A 24,080-nucleotide genomic window follows, 5' to 3' on the forward strand; every position below is an offset into this window, starting at 1 on the left:
AGCGACGCCCCATTCGTCAAGGCGTTGACGCTCATTCCCAAGGACGAGTGTACGAAGACAAACGTCGTCAGTTCATTGACTGATGAGTTTTTTTTCAATCACCATCCGGAAGGCGACAAGGCAGATCAATCTGTGGTAGTGGAGGGGCATGCAGCAATCTTGCTGGTGCATGCAATTCGATGACGAGTTGCCGTGCGCAGGTAGGTGGAAAACCACCGAGATTTCGGCGATTGCTGCGAAAATGCCGCGGTCACATCGCGTTACGGAACGATATTTTTCGACGCGTTTGACAGGTGAGATTAGCCAATGAAGCCGCATATCCTCGTGGTCGACGATAGTATGATTGTCCGAATGGACCTTCGTGGATCGCTCACTGCAGCGGGGTTTGACGTGACCGTCTGCGAAACCAAGCGAGCCGCAGAAGAGTTGCTCGACAAGCAGTCCTATTCCGCGATCGTCCTGGACGTGATGCTCCCCGACGGCGATGGCGTGGAGCTCCTGCGACGAGTGCGTGACGCTACGCCACATGCCGACACGCCGGTCATCATGCTGTCGGCGGAAGCGGAGATTCGAGATCGCGTGCGCGGCTTGAGCATGGGCGCCGATGAATACGTGGGCAAACCCTACAACATCGCGTACTTCATCGGTCGTGTTCGTGATCTTTGCCGAGCGCGTCGCGGCCATGAACAGCTCGAGATGCCCGTCATCGCTTGCCGCAGGATTCTCGTCGTCGATGACAGTCCCACCTTCCTTCAGTACCTCGCAAAATTGCTTCGCGAAGACGGTCATGACGTCGTGCTTGCGCACTCGGGAACGGCGGCGCTCGAAATACTTGCTGTTCAAACGATCGACTGCGTCGTGATCGACCGGCACATGCCCGACATCGATGGCCTCGAGACGTTGCGGCGGATTCGACAAGCTCCTGCGTGTGAATCGACGCCGATCATCATGCTCACAGGAACCGACGATCTCACGGTCGAGCGTGCGGCGCGCGATGCCGGTGCCGATGCGTTCGTGCACAAAACGGACACGCGCGACGTCATTCGTTCACGAGTTCGCAGGGTGCTTCGCGGAGGACGAACATCACCGGCTCCACCGGATGCAGTGAGCAACATCGGTTCGTCGAACGCGCGTAGATCATCGCCGCAAGACTCGACGCGCCGTGCACCGCCGAGCCCATACGCTCCTTTGCCAAGTCCAATGCCCTACTCCACGGGAGCGACTCGCTCACAGCCGAAGGAGCTCAATCCGCTCTTCGTCGAAGCTGCGTCCGCCATGGGTCTCAATACGCAGCTTGCTCGCGACACGCTGGCGAAGGCGCTTGGTCGCATGAGCATCGATCCGCAAAGGATGGACTGCGCCGACTTGGCCCGAACTCTTCCCGCGTTGCGCGAGGCACTGCGGATGTTTTTCTCGCCGGACGAGCTCATGCCGCGCATCGAGGCGCTCACGTCCATCGCGATGCGCTCGGGCAGCAAGACGAGATGATGACGCACCTGTTTGTTCTTCCAAACCGCCGCTCGGGCGCGGCGATCGGTGTAGCAATGCATACAGCCCATGCTCTTGTTTGTGTGCACTCTGACGAGTTGTGATGTTACCTGGAAACCCATTCGTCCATGCGTATGCAACAAATGTTTGAGCGTTTTATAAATTACAATTACAACCGAACATGAAGAACGACCCGGAAGAGCGGAAAAGTTTGGCTGTCTTGATGGTGCGCGTTCGTACGTGGGTATGTGCATTGCCGGCGCAATTCGTGATCGAGGTGATGCGTCCATTGCCGATTCAGGCTGTCGTTGGGGCGCCTCGATTCATTATGGGCATGTCGATCGTTCGTGGGGAAGTCACGCCGGTATTGGCGATGGACATGCTGCTGGGGTCGAGCGAGTTATTGCCGCCGAAGCGTTTCGTATTGGTGCGGGTAGGCGAGCGCCGGGCGGTTCTCGCCGTCGAAGAGGTATTGGGAACGGATATCATCGATATGCATCGTCTGGATGCGACCCCAGGGCTATTGTCCGAGGCTCTTCCGCGTGACGTAGCTCGTATTGGGGTGCTCGATCGTTCCGTATTGGTGATGCTCGAGGCGGGGCGGCTTTTGTCCGAGGACACGTGGCATGCCATGACGGCGCTCGGTGCTGGCGAGCAATGACGACGCAGCCCGACCTCGGCTGGTTGGAAGCGTTGCTCGAAGCACAATATGGTTTTGCGCCGACGGTCGACTTGCGGCAGCGATTGTCGTCGTCGTGGAATAGGCATGGGCAGCTCCCCAACGCCGTCGATTCGCGAATGAATCGATTGCGTCAACTCGCCGAGAGTCTCGTGATTGGCGAGACGTACTTTTTCCGGGAGCCTGCACAAATCGAATACCTGGTTCGTCATTTGCTCCTGGATGGTTCGTCGAAGAATATCAATTTGGAATCGATTCGCATCTTGTCGGCCGGTTGTGCATCGGGGGAAGAGGCATATTCGCTGGCGATTGCTATCGATGCGCTCGGGGAAGCGATATCGAGTCGGGTTTCGATCGTGGGTGTGGACGTCAGTGCGGCGGCGATTCGCAAAGCACGAAGTGCGACGTATTCGGCGTGGTCGCTGCGGGCGACGCCGCCGAATGTACGCGAAGCTTGTTTCCACCGGCGCGGCGATATGTACGAGCTCGACAAACGTTTTCGAGGCCGTGTGCACTTCGAAGAGCGCAATTTATTCGAGGTCGATAACGACTTTTGGGCACCGGGTGCATTCGATGTGATTTTTTGTCGAAATGTTGGGATTTATTTGTCGCCGCGCGCATGGGCCGATCTCATCGCTCGTTTTTCGCATGTCCTCACGCCCGGCGGACACTTGTTTTTGGGGCACAGCGAAACGTTGCGGGGCATTCCCCACGATTTCGACCTCGTGCATGCCGGCAATGTTTTTTATTATCGCCGCCAAAACGCCGATCGAAGCGTCGAACGTCGTCCGCCGCCAGATTTACCCCTTCAGCGGAACGATCAACCGGCGCGACGCAACACGCCTACGGGCATGACCGCAATCAACGAAAGGACGGTGGTGAGCGAATCGACGGCGCACGGCAGGCCGTCTTCGACTTCGCGTCGGGACACGGGACTGCCGCGTCTTCATGCGCGGGAGGGCGAGCGACACCTCGTCATGGAGCGCCATCGCATCTTGTCCCTCATCGAAATGGAACGTTTCGACGAAGCTTTCGTGGCGCTCGGCGAAATGCCCGCGGATCCTCGGATCAGGCTGTATGGCGCAGTGGTCGCAATGGCGCGCGGGTCATTCGAGGAAATTGAAAGTGTTTGTCACGCTCTGCTAGCGGCGGGGCATTGTCAGCCGGAAGCGCATTGCTTGCTGGGTGCGTGTCGTGAGCATCAGCGGGCATTCGATTCGGCGGAGCGGCATTATCGGGAAGCCGCGCGCATCGACCCGCGTTTCGGCATTGCGCATTTGCGGCTGGGCCTTTTGCTGCACCGTACGGGGGATGCCGATGGCGGGCAAAGCGCGCTCGAGGAGGCCGAGCGTCGCTTGGAACACGAGGATCCCGAAAGAATTGCCTTGTTCGGTGGTGGTTTTTCTCGAAATGCATTGCTCGGGTTATGCCGCGGGCGAATGATGGCGCGCAAAGTTTGATGTTGGTGTTTCGCGCGATGCGAATGTGTCGCGACAAACAGGGAGTAGGCGATGACGAAGTCGTGGACCATTGGGCAGCAAATAGCGTTGGGATTCTTGATACCCGTCGTCATCTTGATGGCGCTCGGCGGGGTTGCTTATGAAAGCACGCAGCGGCTGATGCAATCGAGCTACATGGTCACGCGCTCCAACGACGTGTTGAGTACGATTTCGGCGATGCTTTCGGACCTGCAAGACATCGAGCGGGGACAGCGAGGATTCATCATTACGGGCAAGGATGAATTTTTGGAGCCCTACACGAATGGAATCGCGGGCTGGAAGAAAAAATATGATCATCTTCGCGACTTGACGAACGACAACGCACGTCAACAGCGTAGACTCGACGCATTGCAACCGGCCGCGAACGACCGTGTAGCGTTTGCCGAGGAGAATGTAAAAGTGCGGAGAAGCGACGGGCTCGAGGCATCGGCGCAGCTCCTTCTTACCGGCAAGGGGAAAAAATTAACGGATGAGATCAACAAAATCGTTGCAGAGATGGTCGAGGAGGAAAAAGAAATTTTGCATCAGCGCGCGGTGGACAATGAAACGGCATCTGCGCAGCTCATTCGAATTCTGATTGGCGGTACGATCATGGCCATCGTTTTGGTGGCTGCCGTGGCGTTTTTCATCGTGCGGGGAATTGGACGGAGCATTGGAGCCGCCGTGCAAAGCTTGCGCAGTGCATCGGCCGAGCTCGAAGCGGCGTCGAATCAACAATTGAAAGGGGCGAAGGAGCAAGCAGCGGCGACCACCGAAGTATCCACGACGGTGCGGGAACTGGTATCGACTTCGCGGCAGATTGCGGAAAATGCGCAGCGGGTGACGCAGGTGGCCAGTGAAATGAACGATGCGGCCAAAGTCGGCGATCAAACGGTCCAAAGTGCACAAGAAGCGATTGATCTGGTACGCCGACAGGTCGATCAAATCGTGGGCCATATGTTGTCGCTCGGGAAGAAATCGCAAGACATCGGTGGGATTTTGGAAATCATCACCGAACTGGCCGAACAGACGAATATCTTGGCGCTCAATGCGACGATCGAGGCCATTGGTGCGGGGGACAATGGCAAACGATTCGGCGTCGTCGCGGGGGAAATTCGTAAACTCGCGGACCGCGTAGCCACCGCGACGAAAGACATTCGGCGCCTCATCGAAGAAATCCGCAGCTCCGCCAATACGACGGTCATGGCGACGGAAGACGGGGCCAAAGCCGTCGAAAGTGGGGCGCGACGTTTCGTCGACGTGACGGAAAGTTTTCAGCGTATCGTGGATCATGTCTCCATGACGATGCAAGCCGCACGCGAAATCGAATTGTCGACGAAACAGCAATCGAGCGCCATGGAGCAGGTCAGCGGCGCGATGGTCGACGTGACGCAAACCGCGCGGGAAACCGAAGCGAGCTCCTCGCAGGTGCAAAAAACGGCCAGCGACTTGTCGGGTTTGTCGACCGAGCTCGTGCAGCTCATCGAACGCCAGGCGGCTTGACGAATACGGGGAACGATCATGGCCAATGTGACCGAGTTATTCGATGAGCACGGAGGTTTTAGGGCCCAGGCTGAAGTGCTTCGACGAGCCTTCGATCAATCGTTTGCCGATCCAGCAACCGTCATTGAAGAATCGGGAGAACTGGTTCTGGCCGTTCGTGTTGGCGCGATTCAATGCGGGGTGCGGTTGTCCGAGGTCGCTGGCATTCTTCGTTGTCCGAAAATCGTGCCATTGCCTCGATTGAAACCAGGTTGTCTCGGTATCATCGGCATTCGTGGACAACTGCACGCAGCATATCATCTTGGCATGTTGCTCGGCGATGCAATGGGCGCATCGACGGCATGTCGGTGGCTGGTTCTCACGCCTGGGCGGGATGCGCTAGCGTTCGTGTTCGATACGATAGACGCGTGCTTGACGATAAAACCGGAAGAACTTCGGGCCGTCGAGCGACCAGGCGACGTGAAAGCTCACATGCGCGCCGTGTTCGTACGCGATGGGACGGTGCGCGAGCTACTCGAAATGCCCGCGCTGGTGGCATTGGCGACGGGTGGCGCGCAGTTGTCGCTCAGCGAGGAATCGTCGTGACGAGCGGAAACGATTCACGAATTGGGTGGTGTTCATGGCGGATCTTCTAAGCGCATTCCGCGTCGAGGGGCGAGAGACCATTGCGTCGTTGACGCGAGAATTGCTGGCCCTCGAAAAGGCGCCGGGGGACCCGCATGCGCTGGCGACATGCCTGCGCCTCGCCCACAATTTGAAGGGCACGGCTCGTGTCGTCCAGCAATTTGGCATTGGCGACATGGCGCACACGCTCGAAGAGGCGCTCTTGCCTTTGCGCAATGGCCAAGAGCAAGCCGAGAGTGAATATTTCAGCGATTTGTTGCGAATCGTTGCACGTATGCGCGAAGCTCTCGATCGTCTCGATGAAGAATTGCAGGCAGGACGCGCGGCCGAGGGGCGGGCGAAGACACAGCAGGTCACGACCGACGGAGAGCTATTCGATACCGTTCGCGTCAATATTGCCGAAATGGATCGACTGCTCGAAGGATTGTCGGAAGCCGCCATTCAATTGGGGCCCTTGCGCGCGGTCGAGGATTCATTGCATGACGCCGCGCAGACGCTCACTTCATTGCAGGCATCGCTTCATTCCGGCAAAGTGGGCGATCATGCCCTTCTATGGGGTCGATTTCGCTCGATGGTCGACGCATTGACCACCGCTGTCGTTCAAGCGGGACAAACGATGGCGCCGAGTCTGTCGCGACTCGAGCAGGAGCTCGAGACGGTGCGGGAGCGAGCGAGCACGCTGCGTCTTTTGCCGGTCCGATCCATTTTCGGCACGCTCGAGCTGACCATGCGTGATGCAGCTGGGCTTTTGGGCAAAGCTGTGCAGTTCGAAGTGTCGGGAGGGGACGTCAGCCTCGAAGGTCATATCCTACTTTCGGTCCGCGATGCTCTTTTGCACATCATTCGTAATGCCGTCGATCACGGTCTCGAGTCACCTGGGGAACGCGAATTCGTCAAGAAACCCGCGGTCGGGACCATTTCCTTGAACGTCGTGCGTCACGGCCGACGTGTCGAATTTCGTTGTCGCGACGATGGTCGCGGAATCGACCCCGAAAAGGTGCGCGCTACGATTTTCGCAAGCGGGCGCGTTGCTCGTGAAAAGGTTGCCACATTGACCTCCGACGAATTGTTTGCATTTCTTTTCGAAACGGGCGTGAGCACGGCAGATCGGGTGACTGAGATATCTGGGCGTGGCGTCGGTCTCGATGTCGTCCGGGCCGTCGCCAATCGACTTCGTGGCCAGGCCAGCATTGAATCGGAATTGGGTCGCGGCACGACCATCACGATCGACGTGCCCATGTCGCTTTCGGCCATGAAGGTGCTTTCCGTCAGCGTGGGACGAGATACGGTGCTCATTCCACTCGATGCCGTGCGCCATACGCTGCGATTGCAACACGCCGAGCTCGTGCGCAACTCCGAAGGAGAATCCATACTGTACGAGGACGGGGCGATTCCATTTGTCGAGCTTCGGTCGGTGATCGGTTCGTCGCCCACACCCGAACGTCGCGTGACGTGGATCGTCATCGTGGTGCAAGCAGGATCGAAGGTTTTTGCACTGGGTGCCGATGCGCTTTTGGAAACGCTGGATATCGTGGTAAAACCATTGCCAGCCGGAATTGATGCTCCGCCCTCGATTGCCGGCGCGGCATTCGATAGCAAAGGTGACCCCGTCTTGGTTCTCGAGCCGATGGGACTTCATGCCATTCAACCCGAAGTCATCCGCACCGAAGCCCGACCAGCGGCCGCTTCGCATGCGCGCTTGCCCATCTTGGTCATCGATGATTCATTGACGACACGGATGCTGGAACAAAGCATCCTGGAAGCCGCAGGTTACGTCGTGGATTTGAGTGCGTCGGCTGAAGATGCATTACGCCGTGCGCTAGCGAAAAAATATGGCTTGTTCATCGTCGACGTCGAGATGCCCGGGATGAATGGTTATGAATTCACGCGCATCACACGCGCCGATCCCCACTTTGCGAGCATTCCGGTCATCATGGTGACGTCGCTCGCGACCGCTGACGATCGGCAACGTGGTCTCGACGCCGGGGCATCGGCATATATCGTCAAAGGCGATTTCGACCAAAAATATTTCGTCGACAAAGTCGCCGAGCTTCTGGGCGCACCATGAGCAATATCCGCGTGCTCGTCGTGGATGATTCGCCTACGGTGCGCCGTCACTTGGTGACCACGTTGCGAGCGGATCCGGATTTCGTGGTCGTCGGGGAAGCGTCCGATGGTCAAAGTGCCATTCGTTTGTGCGAGCGTCTGCGTCCGGACGTCGTGACGCTCGACATGATGATTCCCAATGGCAATGGAGTGGAGGTCACCGAATACATCATGGCATATCGGCCCACGCCGATCGTGATCGTTTCTGCGTCGGTCAATCGTGGCGAACTATTGCATACGTATGATGCGCTCGCCGCCGGAGCGCTTGAAATCGTGGAGAAACCGAGCGGCAACAACTTGCCGGAGGGCTGGGTCAACCATTTCAAATCAACCGTGAAGGTCGCCTCGCGGGTCAAGGTCATTACGCATCCTCGCGCACGATTGCGCAAGGCTTCGGCCCTCTTGGATAAGCCGAATGTCGATGTTCCTTCGGAGCCTGTGCTGCAAGCGGGTCCCATTTCAACCGCTGGAGGGCGATATTCTCTCGTGGCCATGGGAGCATCGACTGGGGGGCCGGCGGCGGTTGCACAAATCTTGTCGGCGTTACGTCCGCCAATTCCATTGCCCATCCTTCTGGTCATGCACATTGGTCAACCGTTTGGTGCGGCCCTATGCGAATGGCTTGGCACGATTTTGCCATTGCCCGTTTCCGAAGCCAAACATGGTGACTTGCTTCCTGCTCCCGGAGCTCCGCGGCTCATTCTTGCTCCGCCCGACCAGCATTTGACCATTTCCGGAGGTCGCATGCTGCTGGATCGCGAACCGGAGCGGCATTCGTGTCGCCCTTCCATCGATGTATTATTCGAATCGGTAGCGCGCGAATTGGGGCCGCGCAGCATCGGTTGTTTGCTCACGGGAATGGGTCGAGACGGCGCTGCGGGACTCTTGGCAATGAAACGAGCGGGAGGTATGACGCTCGTGCAGGATGAAAGCACCTCGGTCGTTTTTGGTATGCCTCGGGAAGCCATTCGGCTCGGAGCAGCCATGCGGATCCTACCGCTTGGAGAATTCCCTTCGATACTCACGAGCTTGGCAGAGCGAAGTGCGGGTTGAGCGCCGGTTGCAATTCTGCGTTCATTGCGTCTGCAATCGCTGTCGCGCTTCGGCTTTGATGCGCACGAGATCGATGAGATCTCCCATGCCGAATTGCACGTCGTAGATATGCAGCCCCATTGCGCTGCGAACGAACATCGAATCGAAGTCGATGGGGTTTTGTCGAGTATCTCCAGGGGCCTGACGGGGGCGTACTTCGAGCACCCGAACGTCGCCATGCGCCACGCAACGCGCTTCGAAAAAATCTCGATACAGCACGAACGGGGCTTTTTCGGCAATGCCTTCGGGCAGCGTTCCCAGGCGACGTGCTCTCGTCGGAAAGTACGCACGTGACAAACCAGCATTTTCATCTTTGCCAATGCTCGCGGGATGAACGCATACGCTGACTTTGCCCTCTTTCAGCGATTCGTCGCGGCCAAAATTCGTGGCGCTCGGTGGATAGGATCGATAGGCCACGACGCACCCTTGTTCTTCTTTCGACGTGCATACCGGGACCTTTTGAAAGCTGCCTCCTGTGCGGCCATTGGCATCCGTTCCGAGGTGTCCGCCGATGGGCAGCGCAACGACGAGGCGCGACAAGAGCGCGGGATCCGTTTCAATTCGCCTGCGAATCAAGCGGCTCACCATGTGCGAGCCTTGAGAATGTGACACCAAGACAAACGGACGTCCGCCGTTGTCGTGCGAAATGTAATGATCGAAGGCAGATTCGACGTCCCTGTAGGCAGCGTCGAGGTAGAAATCGCGAGTTTTCGCGTCGGCTGCGTACGTTCCAATTCTGACTTGTCGATACAGAGGCGCAAAGAGCCGGCAGACTTCGGCAAATCGAGCGGCTTGAATGCCAGCCGTTTGGAAAGGTTTTTCGTTGTCCGTCAGGTCTTCGTGTAATCCGGCGCGCAGTCCCATGTCGACCGTCGGATACACATAAAAACAGTCAATCTTGGGGTCGGCTTCGGGCGTGAAGGGAACGATCTTCGTCGTGCCATCCGGGAGCATTTCGACCGCCGTCAAGTCGATGTCGCACGCATCGCCCTTCATGTCGGGGCGACACGCCCACGCAGCGTGGGATGCATAGTCTGGAGCCGTTGCGGGATCCGGAGGGCGCAGTGGTCCACGCAGGCAGCCATTCGACGTGAGCGCAAGTCCGAAGAGAGCGACCAGTCCTTTACGCATGAGGCAAGTCTACACGTATTTGCATCAGGATGAAGCATTCTTTGCAAGGCGACAATGCACCGTGTACCGCATTACGTAGCACGGATGCATTGCGTCGACTTTTTGTCGAAAAATAATGTTTCGGACGGAAGTTAGTCGTCGACTCGGCTTGCTGTCGAGTCTACGATGTGGCGATACGACAAGGCTTGTTGGTGAGGAAATTTATGGACCGATACGAAGGCGAATACAATGGCGCGGCGCTGCAATCATTTCTCCTTGCGCTGGGCGATTCGAAGCCGCTGATCGACCGAGTCTTGCGCAATGCGGGTGTGGACCGTATCGATGCGGACCGCTGGTACGAAATGAACTGGGCGGCTTCGGTTTACAAGGCGATCAGTGATGAGCTTGGGCGTCCGGTCATTGTGGCGGTGGGCCGGCGGATGATTGACGCTGCGCCATTTCCGCCCGGGATCAATGACGTTCGCGACGTGCTACAAAGCTTGGACGCGGCATATCGGCTGAGTGTTCGTGGGCCGAGGACGGGTGCCATCACGTGCACATTCGACGATGATGATACGGCCACGCTCCATTGGGCGACTCCGGGGATATGTGCGATGAATATCGGCATCATCGAGGGGTGCTGTGCCAAGTTCGGGGCTCGTGCGCTGGTGGAGCACGGCGCAACTGGGTGCGCGGAGCGTGGCGCGTCCGCGTGCATTTACCGAGTGACCTTCTGAACATCTGCTCGAGAACGGAGCAACATGAATTCGTTTATTGCTCTTCATGCTGGGAGCATTGCGGAAGAATTGTGCGGTCGCCTCGTGGCTCGGTCGGGCAGCGTGTTCGATGCGCTTGGCGAGCGGAAGACGCGCGATATTGCCGACGGCGTCGTGGCAGCATTGGAAAAGGATCTGTCATCGGGAGGCGAAAAAGCGGCGCGAGGAGAGCTTGCGAAGCTCATCGAAGAACTTTCGCCGCAGGGGCTTGGATACGCGGACCTGCGCCATTTGGTGGTTTCCCTGCGGCAAATTCTTTTCGCGGTGTTGTCGAATGCGGAGGAATCGTCTCCGACTGTGCGGCAAGGCGTCGAGCAATGGCTGTTTCATGTCGTGCTCGCCACGGCGGCGCGTTTCGTCGCCACGCGGGAATGGGCATTTCAGGAGCAGGCGGCCCATCTTCAAGTAGGACATGTCGAGGAGCGGCTCGTCGAGCTTCAAGCGGCTTATGACGAAAAGACGCGGCTGCTCGAGCAAATTCGGCAGGCATCCACGCCCATTGCGCCCATTTACGAGGGAATCCTGGTCGTGCCGATCGTGGGTATCCTCGATGCATTTCGCGCCCAGGTCCTCACCGAAAAGCTGCTCGAGGCCATCATTGCGAAGCAAGCCCAAGTGGTCATTCTGGACGTTTCGGGCGTACCGGTTTTCGATGCGGAAACGGCGCAAAACGTTCTTGGAACGACCAAGGCGGCCAGGCTTTTGGGCACCGAGCTGATTCTGGTGGGTTTGTCGCCGCAGGTTGCACGTACGGTCGTGGAGTTAGGCTTGGATCTCGAGGGGCTCGAGACGCGCGCGACGTTGCAAGCGGGTTTGGCGAAGGCATTCTCGCTATGCGGGCTGCGGATCGTGCAAGCGAGCGGCGTGCGTCGGAAGTCGTTTTCGATGCCGAAGCCCGCCTGAACCATCATCGATGTGATTTCACAATTTGATCCACATCCACGTGAACTTTGACCATGACACGTGCATTGGATGCATCCATGCTCCGCACACGTGCCGCACGATGCAACGACTTGTTTTCGCAATGCGTCCCGCGCTCGGAACACGTGCATGGCCGCATTCGATGCCGAAATGCCTTGCTCGGCAGCAAAGTCCTTGACCGAAATGCCCTTCACTTCGATTCGTTCGAGCGCGACGCGGTATTCAGGCTTGAGCGTATTCGACAAACGCGTTACGCACTGGCAAATCGCCTCCCGCAAATCCTCCTCGGGCTCGACGTGAAGGCGGATGGAATCGATCCGGACGCGAAGTTCGGTTAGAGTGGACAAGTTGCCGAGAAGGGAATTTTATGAACGTGAAAGATATTTACGAGATCCTCGCCGCTCTGGGCGCTGGCGCCATGATTGCTGGCTGTACGACGTCACCCGCACCTTCGAGCGAATCGGAAGTCACGCCGGTGGCCGAGGTACCGGCCTCGAGCCAGCCCGCGGCAAAAGGTCCTCCTGTCGCAGCCGCACCATCATCTGCGACCACGGGTGAGAGCGCTGCGGGCATTTCGAGCGCGGCGGCGGTGCCTTCGGCGACAGCGAGTGCGACCGCAGCTCCAGCGCGACCTGCGGCGGCGCCTCGAGCGACGACGACGCCCACGACGACGCAAGCTGCCGCGCCAAAACCGTTACCGGTGGCGACTGCAATCCCGGTCGAACCAGCAAAGCCGGCGCCTGCGGCAACCGCGACCGCTACGCACAAGCGTGGAGCGGAGATGAAATGCGGTGAAGGCGCTTGCGGGTAGGTCACCTATGTGCATTGCGCGCGCGTTTGGTGGGACGAACTTGGTGTAATGAACGTCAGCGGCAGCGTCTACGGTGCAAGCGGTAAATAGACCGCACACCACAAAGGAAAAGTCATCATGAAGGAAAGCCTGCTCCAAGTCGACGGGATGACCTGCCCATCCTGCATCCGCCTCATCGAAAGCGCGCTCTGCGAGCTCGACGGCGTCGACACATGTCCAAGCATTCGACGCTCGTGCGCGCCGCGTCGACAGATATGAGAAGAGAATTGGATTTGGACCGCTGCCAGCTATGATGGCGCGTGCTTCGTTTCTCGATTCGCTCCATCGCCCACGCGCTTCTAGCCGCGCTCGTCATCACTGGATGCAGCGGCACCGCCCAGCCAACTGGACCTCGCGGCACGGCCCAAACCAAGGCGAAAGCCGACTCGTCCGTCAGTTCGCTCGTGCCGGTTCTTCCGGACGCACCACCGCCTTCGTGCCCGGACGAACCACCGCCCCCGGTGCTCGATAACACGGCCAAGTTTGTCCTTCAGAACGGTCACGAAAGGCCGATCATCCGCATGGTGGTGAGCGCCGACGGGCGCACGCTCGCGTCCGCCGGCATCGATGGAACGGTTCGCGTGTGGGATGTGCAGAGCGGCATTTTGCTCCGCAAGCTCGGAACTGCGGGCTTCTTCGTCAATGGCATGTCCCTCAGCGCGGACGGTAAACGCCTCGCGTATTACGCGCCCGATGGTTCACTGGAATCGCTCGCGATTCGCATCGTCGATCTCGATCGCGGCACGCCGCCACGATCCGTGACGCCCGTTTTCGGTGCGTTTCAACTATCGTCGGATGGAAAGAAAATCGCGATCGCCTCGAACACGCTCATGATTTACGACGTCGACACGGGCGCGCTCGTGCACAATGTCGTGCTTGGTTTGAAATCATCGTCCGTCGCGGTCGCCGTTGATTTCGACGATGCTCGTGTCGCTCTTGCGGTTCCGGGCGAAGTCTTCGTCGTGGACGCGATCAAACCATCGGTTTTGCATCACTTTCCGATGAGCGGCCCATCCGCTGCCGAAACTCCGATGGCGATTGCGCTCAGGAAAGAGCACGCCATCGTCCGTACCTCGAGCGGCATCGTGACGATGTATCCGCTGGCGAATCCTTCGGCATCGCGCAGATTGCCAGGCGATTTCAAGGATATCGCCACGACGGCCAATCGATTGTGGGTGACCGAAAGGATGACTGGAAAGGTCTCGGCGTTTGCCCTTCCAAACCTGAGCTCCATCGAGCTGCCCAGTGTTCATGCGGCGAATGCCGATGTCATTGCTGCGAGCGCCGATGAATCCACGGTCTTGTTGGCGAAGAACATTCCTGGATCGGGAACGGTCATCGATGCACGCGACGTCGATACGATGCGTCCTTTGCGCAGCATCGAGGGGCGCGAGACGGGTCTCGACGCCATTGCGCTGAATCCTGCTGCAGACCAGCTCGTGACTGGCTCCTACTTTGGTGAAATCATGCAGTGGAACCTTCGCGATGGATCGCTTGCCGTGCCGCTGCCATTCGAAGAGCGCGATTTGGGGCGCATGGTGGGCTTGTCTCATGCGCCGAGCGGCGAATTTTTCGTATCGACGACGGGAGCAAGCTTCGTGCGTGTGCGCGATGCGAAAACGGGGCGCACGCTCCGCGCGTGGAAGCCAAAGGATGGATATCATTTGCGGTTTGCCCAATTCGTTCCGAAGGCGAACGACTTGATCACGGTCTCCATGCGCACGACGCGGAAACCAACGGGAAAAAAGACCGCTAGCGGGGCGGATGAGCTGGACGAAACGCAGAACGTCGTCGTGGATCGGTGGAACTTCGATGGCCCCAAGCCGCCTTTGCCTGAAACACCTCATGGCGAAATAGCGCGTCCGTCCGGAAAAACCATTGCACAAATGCCTCACGAGGCTGGGTATCTCGCGTTGTCCCCGCAGGGCGATGCGCTGGCGATTGGCGGCAAAACCGAGATTGCATCGTTGCGCCTCGATACGAACGTCATTCGTTGGGTGACGCCGCTGCCTGGGATCATTGCCGGCCTTGTAGACCAGCCCGACGGAACGCTCGACACGAATCGCTGGATGACCTATTCGCCGGACGGCAAAGCATTGCTCGTGTCCACTCGGCGCATGGAAAAGAACAAGCAAGGCTGGCGAACCTTCATGCCCGTCCTGATGGTGCTCGACACGTCGAATGGCAAAATCAAAGGCACGTTTTCGCTGGATACGTACGGACCCGTTGCTTGGCGCAAGAATACGGTATTCGTTGGCGGGCCTCGCCCGGTTTTGCTCGACGCACCTGGCATGACCGTGCGTACGCGTATTTCGGCACCGGACAACACGATCACCGCGGTGACACTGCATCCGACGCGTGACTTGTTCATCATGGGCGGCGATGGAGGAGCCACTTCGTTCGTGGACGAACGTGGAGCCATTACGGCGACGCTGGTTTCCACGCCCAATGGCGAATGGATCGCGGCAGCTCCCGACGGGGCATACCGATCCAGCATCGATGGCGCACGCAGCATTGCTTGGAGCTTTGCTTCGCCGCTCGAGGGGTTTTCCTTCGAGCGATTTGCGGCGCGTTTCAATAAGCCCGACGTCGTGGCTCGGCGGCTCATGGGCGAAGCGTCGCCGGAATCCGTATCGCTGGCGCGCCCTCCACGATTGCGACTCGATACGCATCGAAGCGGCGTCGTGCGCACGGCTGAACGCGCGTTATCGGTCACGACGATTGCGACGAGCGCTTCACGGGTGGATCGCGTGCGAGCATTCGTCGATGGGCGACCGGTCGCGGAAAAACTCGTGTGTGCAAAAGAAGGAAACGTGTCCCTCTCGATTCCGCTGCACGCGGGGCAAAATCGCGTGGGCCTCGTCGCGTACGATGCTGCGGGGCAAGCGAGCAATACGCAAAATATCGATGTCGTATCGACGTCACCGATTGCAGATCGTCCCGATCTTTACGTCGTTGCCATTGGCGTGAGCCGCTACCCGAACATGACCCCCGACCAGCAGCTCGATTATGCCGATGACGATGCGCGTTCCGTGACGGAGTCATTCGGACGCCAAGCAGGACCGGGCAAACCATTTGCCAAGGTATTCGCGACGACGCTGCTCGACGATGAGGTCACGGTCGATTCTGTCGAGAAAGCCATATCGAATCTTCGCGCCATGCGTCCCGACGACCTTGGGGTCGTGTTTTTCGCGGGGCACGGAGCGAAACTTGCCGAAGGCAAGATGGTGTTCATGACGAGTGAAGCTGCATTCACGCGCGCGTCCGCCGAAAAATACGGCATTGGTTGGGACAAGATTCACGCGGGTCTGTCGTCCGTTCGCGGGCGCGTCTTCATGATGCTCGATGCGTGTCATTCGGGGTATCTCACGACCGAGGTTGTCGCGCCAAACGAGGAGCTTGCAAGAGAGCTCGCTGCTGGAGATCGCGCTGGTGTATTCGTATTTTCCGCGGCGCGGGGATCGCAATTCAGCTTCGAGGTGCCTCCCGCGGGGCTTTCCAGTGCAAGTCGGGGCCTCGAATTGGCCTGGAGCGGGCAAAAACCGCAATTGTCACGTGAATTGCCCGGTGGTCATGGCCTCTTCACGAGCGCGCTGCTCGAGGCGCTCGCAGGCGATGCGCCAGATCGCGACCGAAGCGGGGCGACGGAGGTCGGCGAGCTCGTCGATTACGTGACCGAGCGCGTACGTACGGCATCGAATGGCAAACAAACGCCGTGGGTGGCGCGACGCGAAATGTTTGGAGAATTTTTCGTGGTGCCGGCGAAGAAGTAGGAAATTGAAACTGGAAAAGTTGCTCCGCCGGCCGTTCTGAACGGCCCTTGCGGTTCAGTTCGCTGCCAATATGTATTCACCGTGATGGGTGGATCGAGAAATCTGCTCGTTTTGCACCCGAGCTCCGTGCGGTGCATCGAGCAGAATCGACACCATGGAGGCAATCGTCATGACGAAGCAAATCAAATTCGCAAAGGTGATTCGGTTTGGAATCAGCGCAGCCATTCTGTCTGCCGCCGCATTTGCGAGTGGCAAAGCCAATGCCCAATCGGTGCTTTGTTCGGCGTCGGGCGTTGGAGGACGGCAAATCGTGAAACTCGTGGTTTCCGCGCGAGATCCGGAGACCTGCATTCGCGTGTATCTCGGTATTCCGGCCACCGTGAACCTTCCGAGTTGTTGGGAGGCAGCTCGTGCCGCGAATCTTTCTTGCGTCGATTCCGATGGCAGCGTGAACATCATCGACTTGCCGCAGTGATGTTCGATGAGGGCCGATCGCGTCATTGCGGACGCGATCGGTTTTCTCGCTTTGCTACGGCGACATTGGGGCGATTGAAGGTTTGTCCGAAGATCAGGGCGGGGACTTGTCCATGCCACGTTTACGGTGTTCGTCCAAAAAAGCTCGCGCTTGCGCTTCCGTCTCGACGAAGACGGTGGGCCTCTGTTTGGCGGGCTTGATGAGACGAACGGCGCGGAGCAACATGCCTACCACCACGCGCGTGGTAAACGATGCGCCGAAAATGAACGAACCGCCCAAGATGGGTTGCTCCTCTCCCTTGCTCGCTGCTGCCGCCAGTTGACGCGCCTCAGCCGACACCGTGCCCATCTTGCTGACGTCGACCAGCCAGAACATGGGGCGGCCCGCACGCTGAGACAGCGCTCGAATCGCCTCGACTTGCGTCCGCATGTCGTCCCCTGTGACGTTCCCATTCACACGAGTAAAATACACGTCCGGCGGCTCGAATCGGTGCGTGTGGCTCCCAAAGGGTTTCCATCCTTCGCTCGGCGGCTCGTGCATCGATGAACGGTTGTAGCACATCTGCGGTGTGGACGGATAGCCCTGATGCACAGGACGGAATCCACGAGCGCGCGGGAACCCAAAAGAGCAATGATCACGCAGCCTTCGACCCAGTTCGTCGTGTCTCCTCTGCTTCCAATCGATCTTCAATCTGTCCGAAGAGCCATCCGAGAAAGTCCTCTTTCCGCATCACGCGCGATACGCGTAGCCCCGACCAAACGTGGGATCGAACTGCCGCCGCGTCGCAGCTCTGCACCACGATGGGGACGTCGCGCAGGCGTGGATCGGTCCGGATGGCCCGTACGAGCTCGACGCCCGTCATCACAGGCATGTGGATGTCCGTGATGACCAGCGCCACGACCTCCTTGTCGAGGATATCGAGCGCCTCGCGCCCATTGGCTGCCTCGAGGACCTTGAACCGCGGCGTGAGCACGGCATTGTACATTTCTCGGAGGCTCGGATCGTCCTCCACAATCAGAATTGCGCCGCCCGTGGCGCCCCCGAGCACCTGATTCACCGTCGCTCGCAGCTCCGCGGCGGTCACGGGTTTTTCGATATAGCCTGAAACACCGTGGAGAATCGCCTCCGCTTGTCGCTTGACGACCGTCACGAAAATGGTTGGAATGCCCCGCTGTAGCGCCGCCCGATTCAGCGCGAAACCGTCCATCTCGGGCATGAGGACATCGGTCAAGACGAGATCCGGTACGAATCCGCCAAGAACCGCGAGTGCATCGCGACCGCTCGACGCCGTTCTCACGTCGTGCCCGGCACTTGCGAGCGCTGCTGCCATCCATGTCCTGGTTTCCTCGTCGTCGTCTACGATCAAAAGTTTTGCCATGTCAAACCTCGTCATGGTTCGGCACTCCCAGGCGCCTTGCGCAATCGAAACCAAAATCTCGGACCTCCCTCGGAAGGTCCTTCGTATCCAATCGAGCCTCCCCAGCGCTCGACGGTGATCCGGCAAAAATAGAGGCCGAGCCCCGTTCCCGCCTCCGCTCCCGCCCCTCGACCAAAACGCTGAAACAACCGAGGCGCAACCGCGGGAGATACGCCTTTTCCGTCATCACGAATGCTCACGTCCACCGTCCCATTCTCTTCGTGCGTCGTGATGCGAACATGTCCTCCGGCGGGACTATGGCGGATTGCATTGTCGAGTAAATTCGATAGGACCCGAACGAGCCGTGGCTCGTCGGCAATGACACGGCATGGCGCGGCGCTCGTATCACGCTCGATTCGTATCTTGCGCCCGCGCGCCATGACCTCCAGCGCGTTCGTGACGCGCACGATCGTCGCCTGCAAATCGGTCACCGCCGTCTCTTCGCTCGTGGCGTCCAGGTTGCCGTGCTCGGCAGCGAAAACACTGAGGATTTCTCGAATCATCGAGCGTTGCCTCAGCGCCGCGTCGAGCGCGAGGCTGACCATCGAGCCGTCCTCTTCGGGAAGCTGTTTCTCGGCAAGCGAAGACAACACGCCAAGGATCGTTTGAAGCGGGCTTGCGAGATCGTGCACGATACAATGCATCAAAATATCTTTTTGCTCGATCTCCCGTGAAAGCGCGTCATACGTGAATCGCAGCTCGCGGGCACGCTGAAGGAGCAACCGTCGTTCTCGGAAGAGCTCGTCACGGCGCGTAATGACGAGCAGGCGCTGGGGGCCTGCGCAAATGGCGGTTGCTTCGAGCGGTAGCTCTTCGCCGTCCGCCGTCGTTTCGCACCACAAGTCGGAATCGGCCCGGCGCGATCCACCTTCCTGCCAAACTTTCTCTGCTTCGGGCAAAAAGACCTCGAGGAACGGGAAAAGGCACTCGACCCGGATCGGTGCGCTCGGACGGGGCATAGCGAGGTTGAGTCTGCGGAACCATTCGGGCCCTTCGCCGCGCTGTAGAAACGTCCCGTCCTCTTGGCGTTCGAGGACAACCTTTCCGAGGGAGCTGAGAACAGTGCTGCAAAGGAGCGTTTCCATCGTTTAGCAGCCGTTCAGAAGGGCTTGGGTGAGCACGAGGAACGCATCCTCGACGCCCGCACCGGTCTTTGCACTGGTTTCGACGAGAGGCCAGCCCTTGGCCACGAGGTCTTTTTCGTCGTTATCGTTGATTTCCCAGAAAACACGCAAATCGGATTTGTTGAGCACGAGTACGCGAGGCGCATCACCTATGACATCGGCGGCGGCGGAATCGAGCGTGAGCGCGGTCTCGAGTGTATGGCGCCGCGTCCCATCCGCGACGACGAGGTAACCTGCGGAGCCGCGCAGGTACGAAAGCCTGACTCTTTGAAACTCGTCCTCACCGCTCAGATCCCAAATGACCAAATCGACCGAGCGCTCACCGCATTGCACCTGCTTGGTTTCGATTTTGGTCCCAATCGTCGTATGGTACGCATCGGAAAAAATGCTGCGTACGAAGCGCATGACCAGGCTCGTTTTTCCCACGCCGGTGGGGCCGAGCAGGCAGATTTTTCGTTTTTCGTCCGCCATGTCCACTACGTCCTTGGTACGAGCCGTACGGTGAAGTTCACGCGACGAGCAGGCGGATCGGATTGCCCGAGGCCTCGTAGGACGAGTTTGTCTGGCGCTATGCCACGTGCTCGCAGCTCCGCCGCGACATTCTCGGCGCGCTCTTCGGTGATGCGCCGATTGACCTCTGGAAGACCCGTTTGGTCCGCCTGGCCCAAAATTTCAATGTGTGCACTGAACCCTCCACGAGGGGCCGATTCGAAAAGCTGCCGCGCCGCGAGCGCCACGGTATCGAGCGATTCGTTATAACGACCCGCGACGCGTGTCGACCCGCGGTCGAAGGAAATGCTGACACCTTCAATCGTTGCCGCGGCTGCTTGCGCGTCCGTGATGGCTTCTGCCTCGTAAAGACGCGTATCGTCGAATGCCTGCACGCCCGGCAGCGCGCTCGTGACAATGCGCGTGCGCTCGATCCACGCGCGCGGCGCTACCCCCGCGGCTATGAGCGTTCCACTTTCCATTTCGAGCGACACGCCAGCCGGTGGATCGAGGATGTGCAATGCCCGACGCTCGGTGAGGCGTGGATCCAGCGAATAGATGGGCTCGAAATGCAGCGCCACCCGTTCGGGGCGCAGCCCATGGCTTGCCAATAACGACGCGGGATCGGTCGCGAGCGGATCCCGCAGCCCCTCGACGGCAAATCCCCATCCCCATTTGCCGCCTGCGTCGATGATTGAAATCCCCGGCTCCTGCCTGAGGGCGTCGACATAGGTGTCGAAGCGTTTGTGCCGTAGATACGGCGGAAGCCCGAGGAGCAACAAAAGAACGATGGCAGCTCCGCCGAGCATCAAAAAAACTCGATATTGCTTCGGTTTCTGAATGACTTCCTCTTGGAGACACCCAATCAATGCCTCGCGAGCTGGCGCAAACGCTGCAACATCTCCTTTGAATCGTGCGAGCAGGTCCGCATACCGTTCATGAATTTGTTCGAGCGTTTCGACGAGGTGTTTTTCTACGCTTTTGTTTGCGACGCCGCGCACGATGGCGACCAAAACAGCGTGCGGACCTTGCTCGACGATCCCCGTCAATTCTCCGACACGAAAATAGGACAAGCCGCCTTCCTCTTGGTGAAAGGCATCGCGGGAAAAATCATCGATTGCAGCGAGCATGGCGGATATTTGATCCGGATCCTCGTGATCGTTGGCCTTGGTCGTCACGTGCTCGAGGACCAGGGCGCTCTCGCGGTGCATCAAAAACACATGCTCCACTCGGTATGCGAAGCTGTGGCGCAAGACGACTTCGGCAAACGGCCGACCTGTGCGCGCAGCTTCGATGCGCCATTTGACGCTTTCGAGCGTCATGGTGCGCTGAATCAATGCGTCCATCCGTTCCACGAATTCATGTAATGCTGCGCTGACGGCTTTTCGAATGGCCGGTCCAATCGATGGGTAAATCGCGTCCGCAAACGCTTTCGGGTCTTTGCGGACCGTTTCGTGTATCGTGGACACGATGATCGGCCGCAATGACGCCGAAAGCTCTTCGCCGTGCCCTTGGCTGATGACGGTTGCTCGCGGCAATACCTTGCCCACGGTTTCGGCCAGACCTTCGGGGGTTTCGAGCTTTTGCTCGAGCGATTCGAGCCGATGCTGTTCGGGCCCTACGAGCAGCGGGCGCAAGTCGTCAATGGTATACCCATCCGACCGAGCGTGCCCGCGGGCTTTCATGGCTCCGCGGTCCGAGTTTCCGGCGGGCGTGGCGTCTCGACCACGCCGCTCGATGGCGCTGGTTCCGGTGCTTCTCCGCTGTACATCGCGAGCTCTCGATGCAGCATCGTGACGACCTCTTCCCGCATTCGCCGCGTCTCTTCCACGAGCGCCTTGCCTTCGTCGAGCAATTGCTGGCGAAAGTCACGCTGAGCCTTGGCAAGCCCATCCTCGAGCTTTTTGATGCGCTGGTCAATCTGCGCGATCGCTTCGCGCGATTCGCGTGCAGCGTTGTTCGCCGCTTCCACGTGCGCATTGCGATCCGATTCCCGCTCGGCGCTCATGGCTTCCGTTTCTCGCTTGACGTGCGCTTCGAGCACCTGCACGAGCCGCTTCGTATCGGCGCGCAGCTCGTCGGCTTGCGACAAAACGAGCGCTTCGAGCCGTCCGAGTCGGCGCTCGAAATCGCGATAATACGCGCCGAATAGAATTTCCCGCACCTGATCCAGGTTGTTCGACTGTTGTTTCGACGATTGTGCGGATTGCGCCGCAGCTTCGACGTCCGCTCGTGGGCTCGCGCTCATGGTTCCCCTCATGGTGTTGGGCGACCTCTCGTGAAGACTGCTGCTCGCACGCGGAGCGCTACGCTGTCGTCGAGAGGTGTTGGAATCCATGTAACTGCTCCTTCGATTGCGATGAGTTCATGGAGCCTCGAGGTGGCATAGCAAGTCCCGTGCACGCGACCGAACCGGCACGCAAAATTGGGTTTGCCCGCTTGACTTCCCAAGCCATCTAGTCAACAGTCCGCTACGCCTGTTGTGGAGGTGTCCTCGTGAAGTTTCGTCCTGCCATCGGTGAGTCCGACTTTCGCAAAGTGCGCGAAAACGGGGCCGGCTACGTCGACAAGTCGAGTTTCATCAGCGACGTGCTCTACGACATGAGCTCGGCCCTGCTGTTTCCGCGCCCGAGGCGGTTTGGCAAGACCATCAACATCTCGATGCTCGGCTACTTCCTGCGCAAGACGGACGAGGATCTATCGCACTTGTTCGAGGGGCTTGCCGTGACGCGCAATCCCCAAGCGATGAAGCACTTCCAAAAGTATCCGACGATATCGGTGACGTTCAAAGATGTGAAGGCGAATATGTTCGAGGGGGCGATTGCGGGAATACGTGATCAGATCGTCGCAGCATTCGACCTGTATCGTCATCTGCTCGACGATCCGAGTTTCAGTCCCACCATGGCTCGCAGATTCCGCAGCGTGCTCGATGGTACGGTCACAACGGACGAACTTCAATATTCGTTCAAGTGGTTGTCGCATGCACTTCACGAGCATTACAAGACGCCGGTCGTCATTCTCGTCGACGAATACGATACGCCGATTCAATCGGGGTACATGCACGGCTATTTCGACGACATCGTTTTGTTCTTTCGCAACTTTTTTTCAGCCGCCCTCAAGGACAACGTGGCTCTTTTCAAGGGCGTGCTGACGGGCATTCTGCGCGTATCGAAAGAAAACATGTTTTCGGGGCTCAACAACGTTCGCGTGCACTCCATCTTGAGCCCTCGGTATGCTACGCATTTTGGGTTTACCGACGAGGAAGTGGCGAACATCATCGATGCCGGGCGCCTCGACGAAGTGCGTGCATGGTACAACGGTTATCTCTTCGGCGGCCACGTCATTTACAATCCGTGGTCCATTCTGTGCTACATTGAAGAAGGCGTGCTCAAGCCGTATTGGGTGAATACTGGATCGAGCGATCTCATCGAGCAACTCGCCACCAAACAAGGACTGGGTTTGTCGGAGAAGTCGTCCGCGCTGCTTCATGGGGAGAACATCGAAGTTCCACTCGATGACAACGTCGTTTTGCGCGATATCGAAAAACGGTCGAATGCGCTTTGGAATTTTCTGGCATTTTCTGGATACCTCAAGGTGGCGAAGTCGGAACTCAATGAAGGTCGATTGACCGGGTGGCTTTGCATTCCCAACAATGAAATCCGGCTCGTTTACGAGGATATGTTCCGCAATTGGCTCGACAAAATCGACCCTGAACAATATTTGACCAATGATCTAGTCAAAGCCCTTTTGACTGGCGAAACGGGCGCGATTCAGAAGTTGCTCGAAAAGATTCTGCTAACGGCCATGTCCTTTCAGGATCCGGCCGGAAAACAGCCTGAAAAGCTTTATCACGGCTTCGTTTTGGGCATGCTCGTACACATCGAATCACAATACGAGGTCCGATCGAATCGCGAATCCGGTTACGGTCGCGCCGACGTCCTCATGCGGCCGAAAACTGCAGGACGTCCAGGCGTCGTCATGGAACTGAAAGTGCGGAGCGAAGACGAAAACCCCGAAGACGTCCTCGTCGAGGCTGCACGACAGATTCGTGAGCGGCAGTATGCCGCCGAGCTCCTTGCGGCCGGAGCATCGCCCGTGCACGAATACGCTATGGCGTTCGACGGGAAAAAAGTTTGGGTAAGACGCGTCGATGAATTGATTACGTGACGACGGAA

Annotated in this window: 21 protein-coding genes and 1 pseudogene; 14 read left to right on the forward strand and 8 right to left on the reverse strand. The window is 58.5% G+C overall.

Annotation, left to right across the window (positions count from 1 at the left end):
• The first annotated feature begins 306 nt into the window (after positions 1 to 306).
• The 7 genes from IPM54_04505 (at position 307) to IPM54_04535 (ending at position 8,931) form a co-directional block, all read left to right on the forward strand.
• Positions 307 to 1,488, forward strand: a complete 1,182-nt coding sequence (locus IPM54_04505) for a response regulator (GenBank protein MBK9259077.1) — start codon at positions 307 to 309, stop codon at positions 1,486 to 1,488.
• Positions 1,489 to 1,669: 181 nt separating this feature from the next.
• Entirely contained in the window at positions 1,670 to 2,149 is a 480-nt protein-coding gene (locus IPM54_04510; GenBank protein ID MBK9259078.1) for a chemotaxis protein CheW, read from the forward strand.
• Positions 2,146 to 3,627 carry a methyltransferase domain-containing protein gene (locus IPM54_04515; GenBank protein MBK9259079.1) on the forward strand — a complete coding sequence of 494 codons (1,482 nt, stop codon included), beginning with the start codon at positions 2,146 to 2,148 and terminating at the stop codon, positions 3,625 to 3,627. The genes IPM54_04510 and IPM54_04515 overlap by 4 nt, the downstream gene beginning before the upstream one ends.
• 51 nt (positions 3,628 to 3,678) lie before the next feature.
• On the forward strand, positions 3,679 to 5,148 hold the full coding sequence (locus IPM54_04520) for a methyl-accepting chemotaxis protein (protein MBK9259080.1): 1,470 nt from the start codon (positions 3,679 to 3,681) through the stop codon (positions 5,146 to 5,148).
• Positions 5,149 to 5,166: 18 nt separating this feature from the next.
• Positions 5,167 to 5,733, forward strand: a complete 567-nt coding sequence (locus IPM54_04525; GenBank protein MBK9259081.1) for a chemotaxis protein CheW — start codon at positions 5,167 to 5,169, stop codon at positions 5,731 to 5,733.
• Positions 5,734 to 5,767: 34 nt separating this feature from the next.
• Entirely contained in the window at positions 5,768 to 7,840 is a 2,073-nt protein-coding gene (locus IPM54_04530; GenBank protein ID MBK9259082.1) for a response regulator, read from the forward strand.
• Complete coding sequence (locus tag IPM54_04535) at positions 7,837 to 8,931, forward strand: response regulator (GenBank protein ID MBK9259083.1); 1,095 nt, start codon at positions 7,837 to 7,839, stop codon at positions 8,929 to 8,931. Before IPM54_04530 ends, IPM54_04535 begins: the two co-directional genes overlap by 4 nt.
• 21 nt (positions 8,932 to 8,952) lie before the next feature.
• Here IPM54_04535 and IPM54_04540 read toward each other — a convergent pair whose 3' ends face one another.
• Positions 8,953 to 10,101: a DUF3089 domain-containing protein gene (locus IPM54_04540; GenBank protein ID MBK9259084.1), complete on the reverse strand. Its 1,149-nt coding sequence runs from the start codon at positions 10,099 to 10,101 to the stop codon at positions 8,953 to 8,955.
• Between the two features lie 203 nt (positions 10,102 to 10,304).
• Between IPM54_04540 and IPM54_04545 the strand changes: the two genes are divergently transcribed.
• Together IPM54_04545 and IPM54_04550 are read left to right on the forward strand one after the other, a co-directional pair.
• Positions 10,305 to 10,817, forward strand: a complete 513-nt coding sequence (locus IPM54_04545; protein ID MBK9259085.1) for a hypothetical protein — start codon at positions 10,305 to 10,307, stop codon at positions 10,815 to 10,817.
• Between the two features lie 24 nt (positions 10,818 to 10,841).
• Positions 10,842 to 11,759, forward strand: coding sequence for an STAS domain-containing protein (locus tag IPM54_04550; protein MBK9259086.1), 918 nt, complete (start codon positions 10,842 to 10,844; stop codon positions 11,757 to 11,759).
• Between the two features lie 56 nt (positions 11,760 to 11,815).
• Here the strand turns inward: IPM54_04550 and IPM54_04555 are convergent.
• Positions 11,816 to 12,124, reverse strand: a pseudogene (locus IPM54_04555) (RNA polymerase subunit sigma-70).
• Between the two features lie 20 nt (positions 12,125 to 12,144).
• Here IPM54_04555 and IPM54_04560 point away from each other — a divergent pair.
• The 4 genes from IPM54_04560 (at position 12,145) to IPM54_04575 (ending at position 16,875) form a co-directional block, all read left to right on the forward strand.
• Positions 12,145 to 12,588 carry a hypothetical protein gene (locus tag IPM54_04560; GenBank protein ID MBK9259087.1) on the forward strand — a complete coding sequence of 148 codons (444 nt, stop codon included), beginning with the start codon at positions 12,145 to 12,147 and terminating at the stop codon, positions 12,586 to 12,588.
• Positions 12,589 to 12,705: 117 nt separating this feature from the next.
• Entirely contained in the window at positions 12,706 to 12,846 is a 141-nt protein-coding gene (locus tag IPM54_04565) for a heavy-metal-associated domain-containing protein (GenBank protein MBK9259088.1), read from the forward strand.
• Positions 12,847 to 12,887: 41 nt separating this feature from the next.
• Entirely contained in the window at positions 12,888 to 16,400 is a 3,513-nt protein-coding gene (locus IPM54_04570; GenBank protein ID MBK9259089.1) for a caspase family protein, read from the forward strand.
• Positions 16,401 to 16,569: 169 nt separating this feature from the next.
• Complete coding sequence (locus tag IPM54_04575) at positions 16,570 to 16,875, forward strand: hypothetical protein (protein ID MBK9259090.1); 306 nt, start codon at positions 16,570 to 16,572, stop codon at positions 16,873 to 16,875.
• A 93-nt stretch (positions 16,876 to 16,968) separates the two neighbouring features.
• Here the strand turns inward: IPM54_04575 and IPM54_04580 are convergent, their stop codons facing one another.
• The 6 genes from IPM54_04580 to IPM54_04605 all read right to left on the reverse strand — a co-directional run bounded on the left by IPM54_04580 (position 16,969) and on the right by IPM54_04605 (position 22,153).
• Positions 16,969 to 17,415, reverse strand: a complete 447-nt coding sequence (locus tag IPM54_04580; protein MBK9259091.1) for a hypothetical protein — start codon at positions 17,413 to 17,415, stop codon at positions 16,969 to 16,971.
• A 94-nt stretch (positions 17,416 to 17,509) separates the two neighbouring features.
• Positions 17,510 to 18,268: a response regulator gene (locus IPM54_04585; GenBank protein ID MBK9259092.1), complete on the reverse strand. Its 759-nt coding sequence runs from the start codon at positions 18,266 to 18,268 to the stop codon at positions 17,510 to 17,512.
• Complete coding sequence (locus IPM54_04590; GenBank protein MBK9259093.1) at positions 18,265 to 19,377, reverse strand: HAMP domain-containing histidine kinase; 1,113 nt, start codon at positions 19,375 to 19,377, stop codon at positions 18,265 to 18,267. The genes IPM54_04585 and IPM54_04590 overlap by 4 nt, the downstream gene beginning before the upstream one ends.
• A gap of 3 nt (positions 19,378 to 19,380) precedes the next feature.
• Positions 19,381 to 19,887, reverse strand: coding sequence for a GTP-binding protein (locus IPM54_04595; protein MBK9259094.1), 507 nt, complete (start codon positions 19,885 to 19,887; stop codon positions 19,381 to 19,383).
• Between the two features lie 5 nt (positions 19,888 to 19,892).
• The gene (locus IPM54_04600; GenBank protein MBK9259095.1) at positions 19,893 to 21,590 is read right to left on the reverse strand and encodes an OmpA family protein; all 1,698 of its coding nucleotides are present in this window, start codon (positions 21,588 to 21,590) and stop codon (positions 19,893 to 19,895) included.
• Entirely contained in the window at positions 21,587 to 22,153 is a 567-nt protein-coding gene (locus IPM54_04605; protein MBK9259096.1) for a hypothetical protein, read from the reverse strand. The genes IPM54_04600 and IPM54_04605 overlap by 4 nt, the downstream gene beginning before the upstream one ends.
• Before the next feature lie 248 nt (positions 22,154 to 22,401).
• On the opposite strand from IPM54_04605, the gene IPM54_04610 reads away from it, so the two are divergent.
• Entirely contained in the window at positions 22,402 to 24,072 is a 1,671-nt protein-coding gene (locus IPM54_04610) for an AAA family ATPase (protein ID MBK9259097.1), read from the forward strand.
• The last annotated feature ends 8 nt before the right edge of the window (positions 24,073 to 24,080 follow it).

The organism is Polyangiaceae bacterium (assembly GCA_016715885.1).
GTDB lineage: Bacteria > Myxococcota_A > Polyangia > Polyangiales > Polyangiaceae > Polyangium.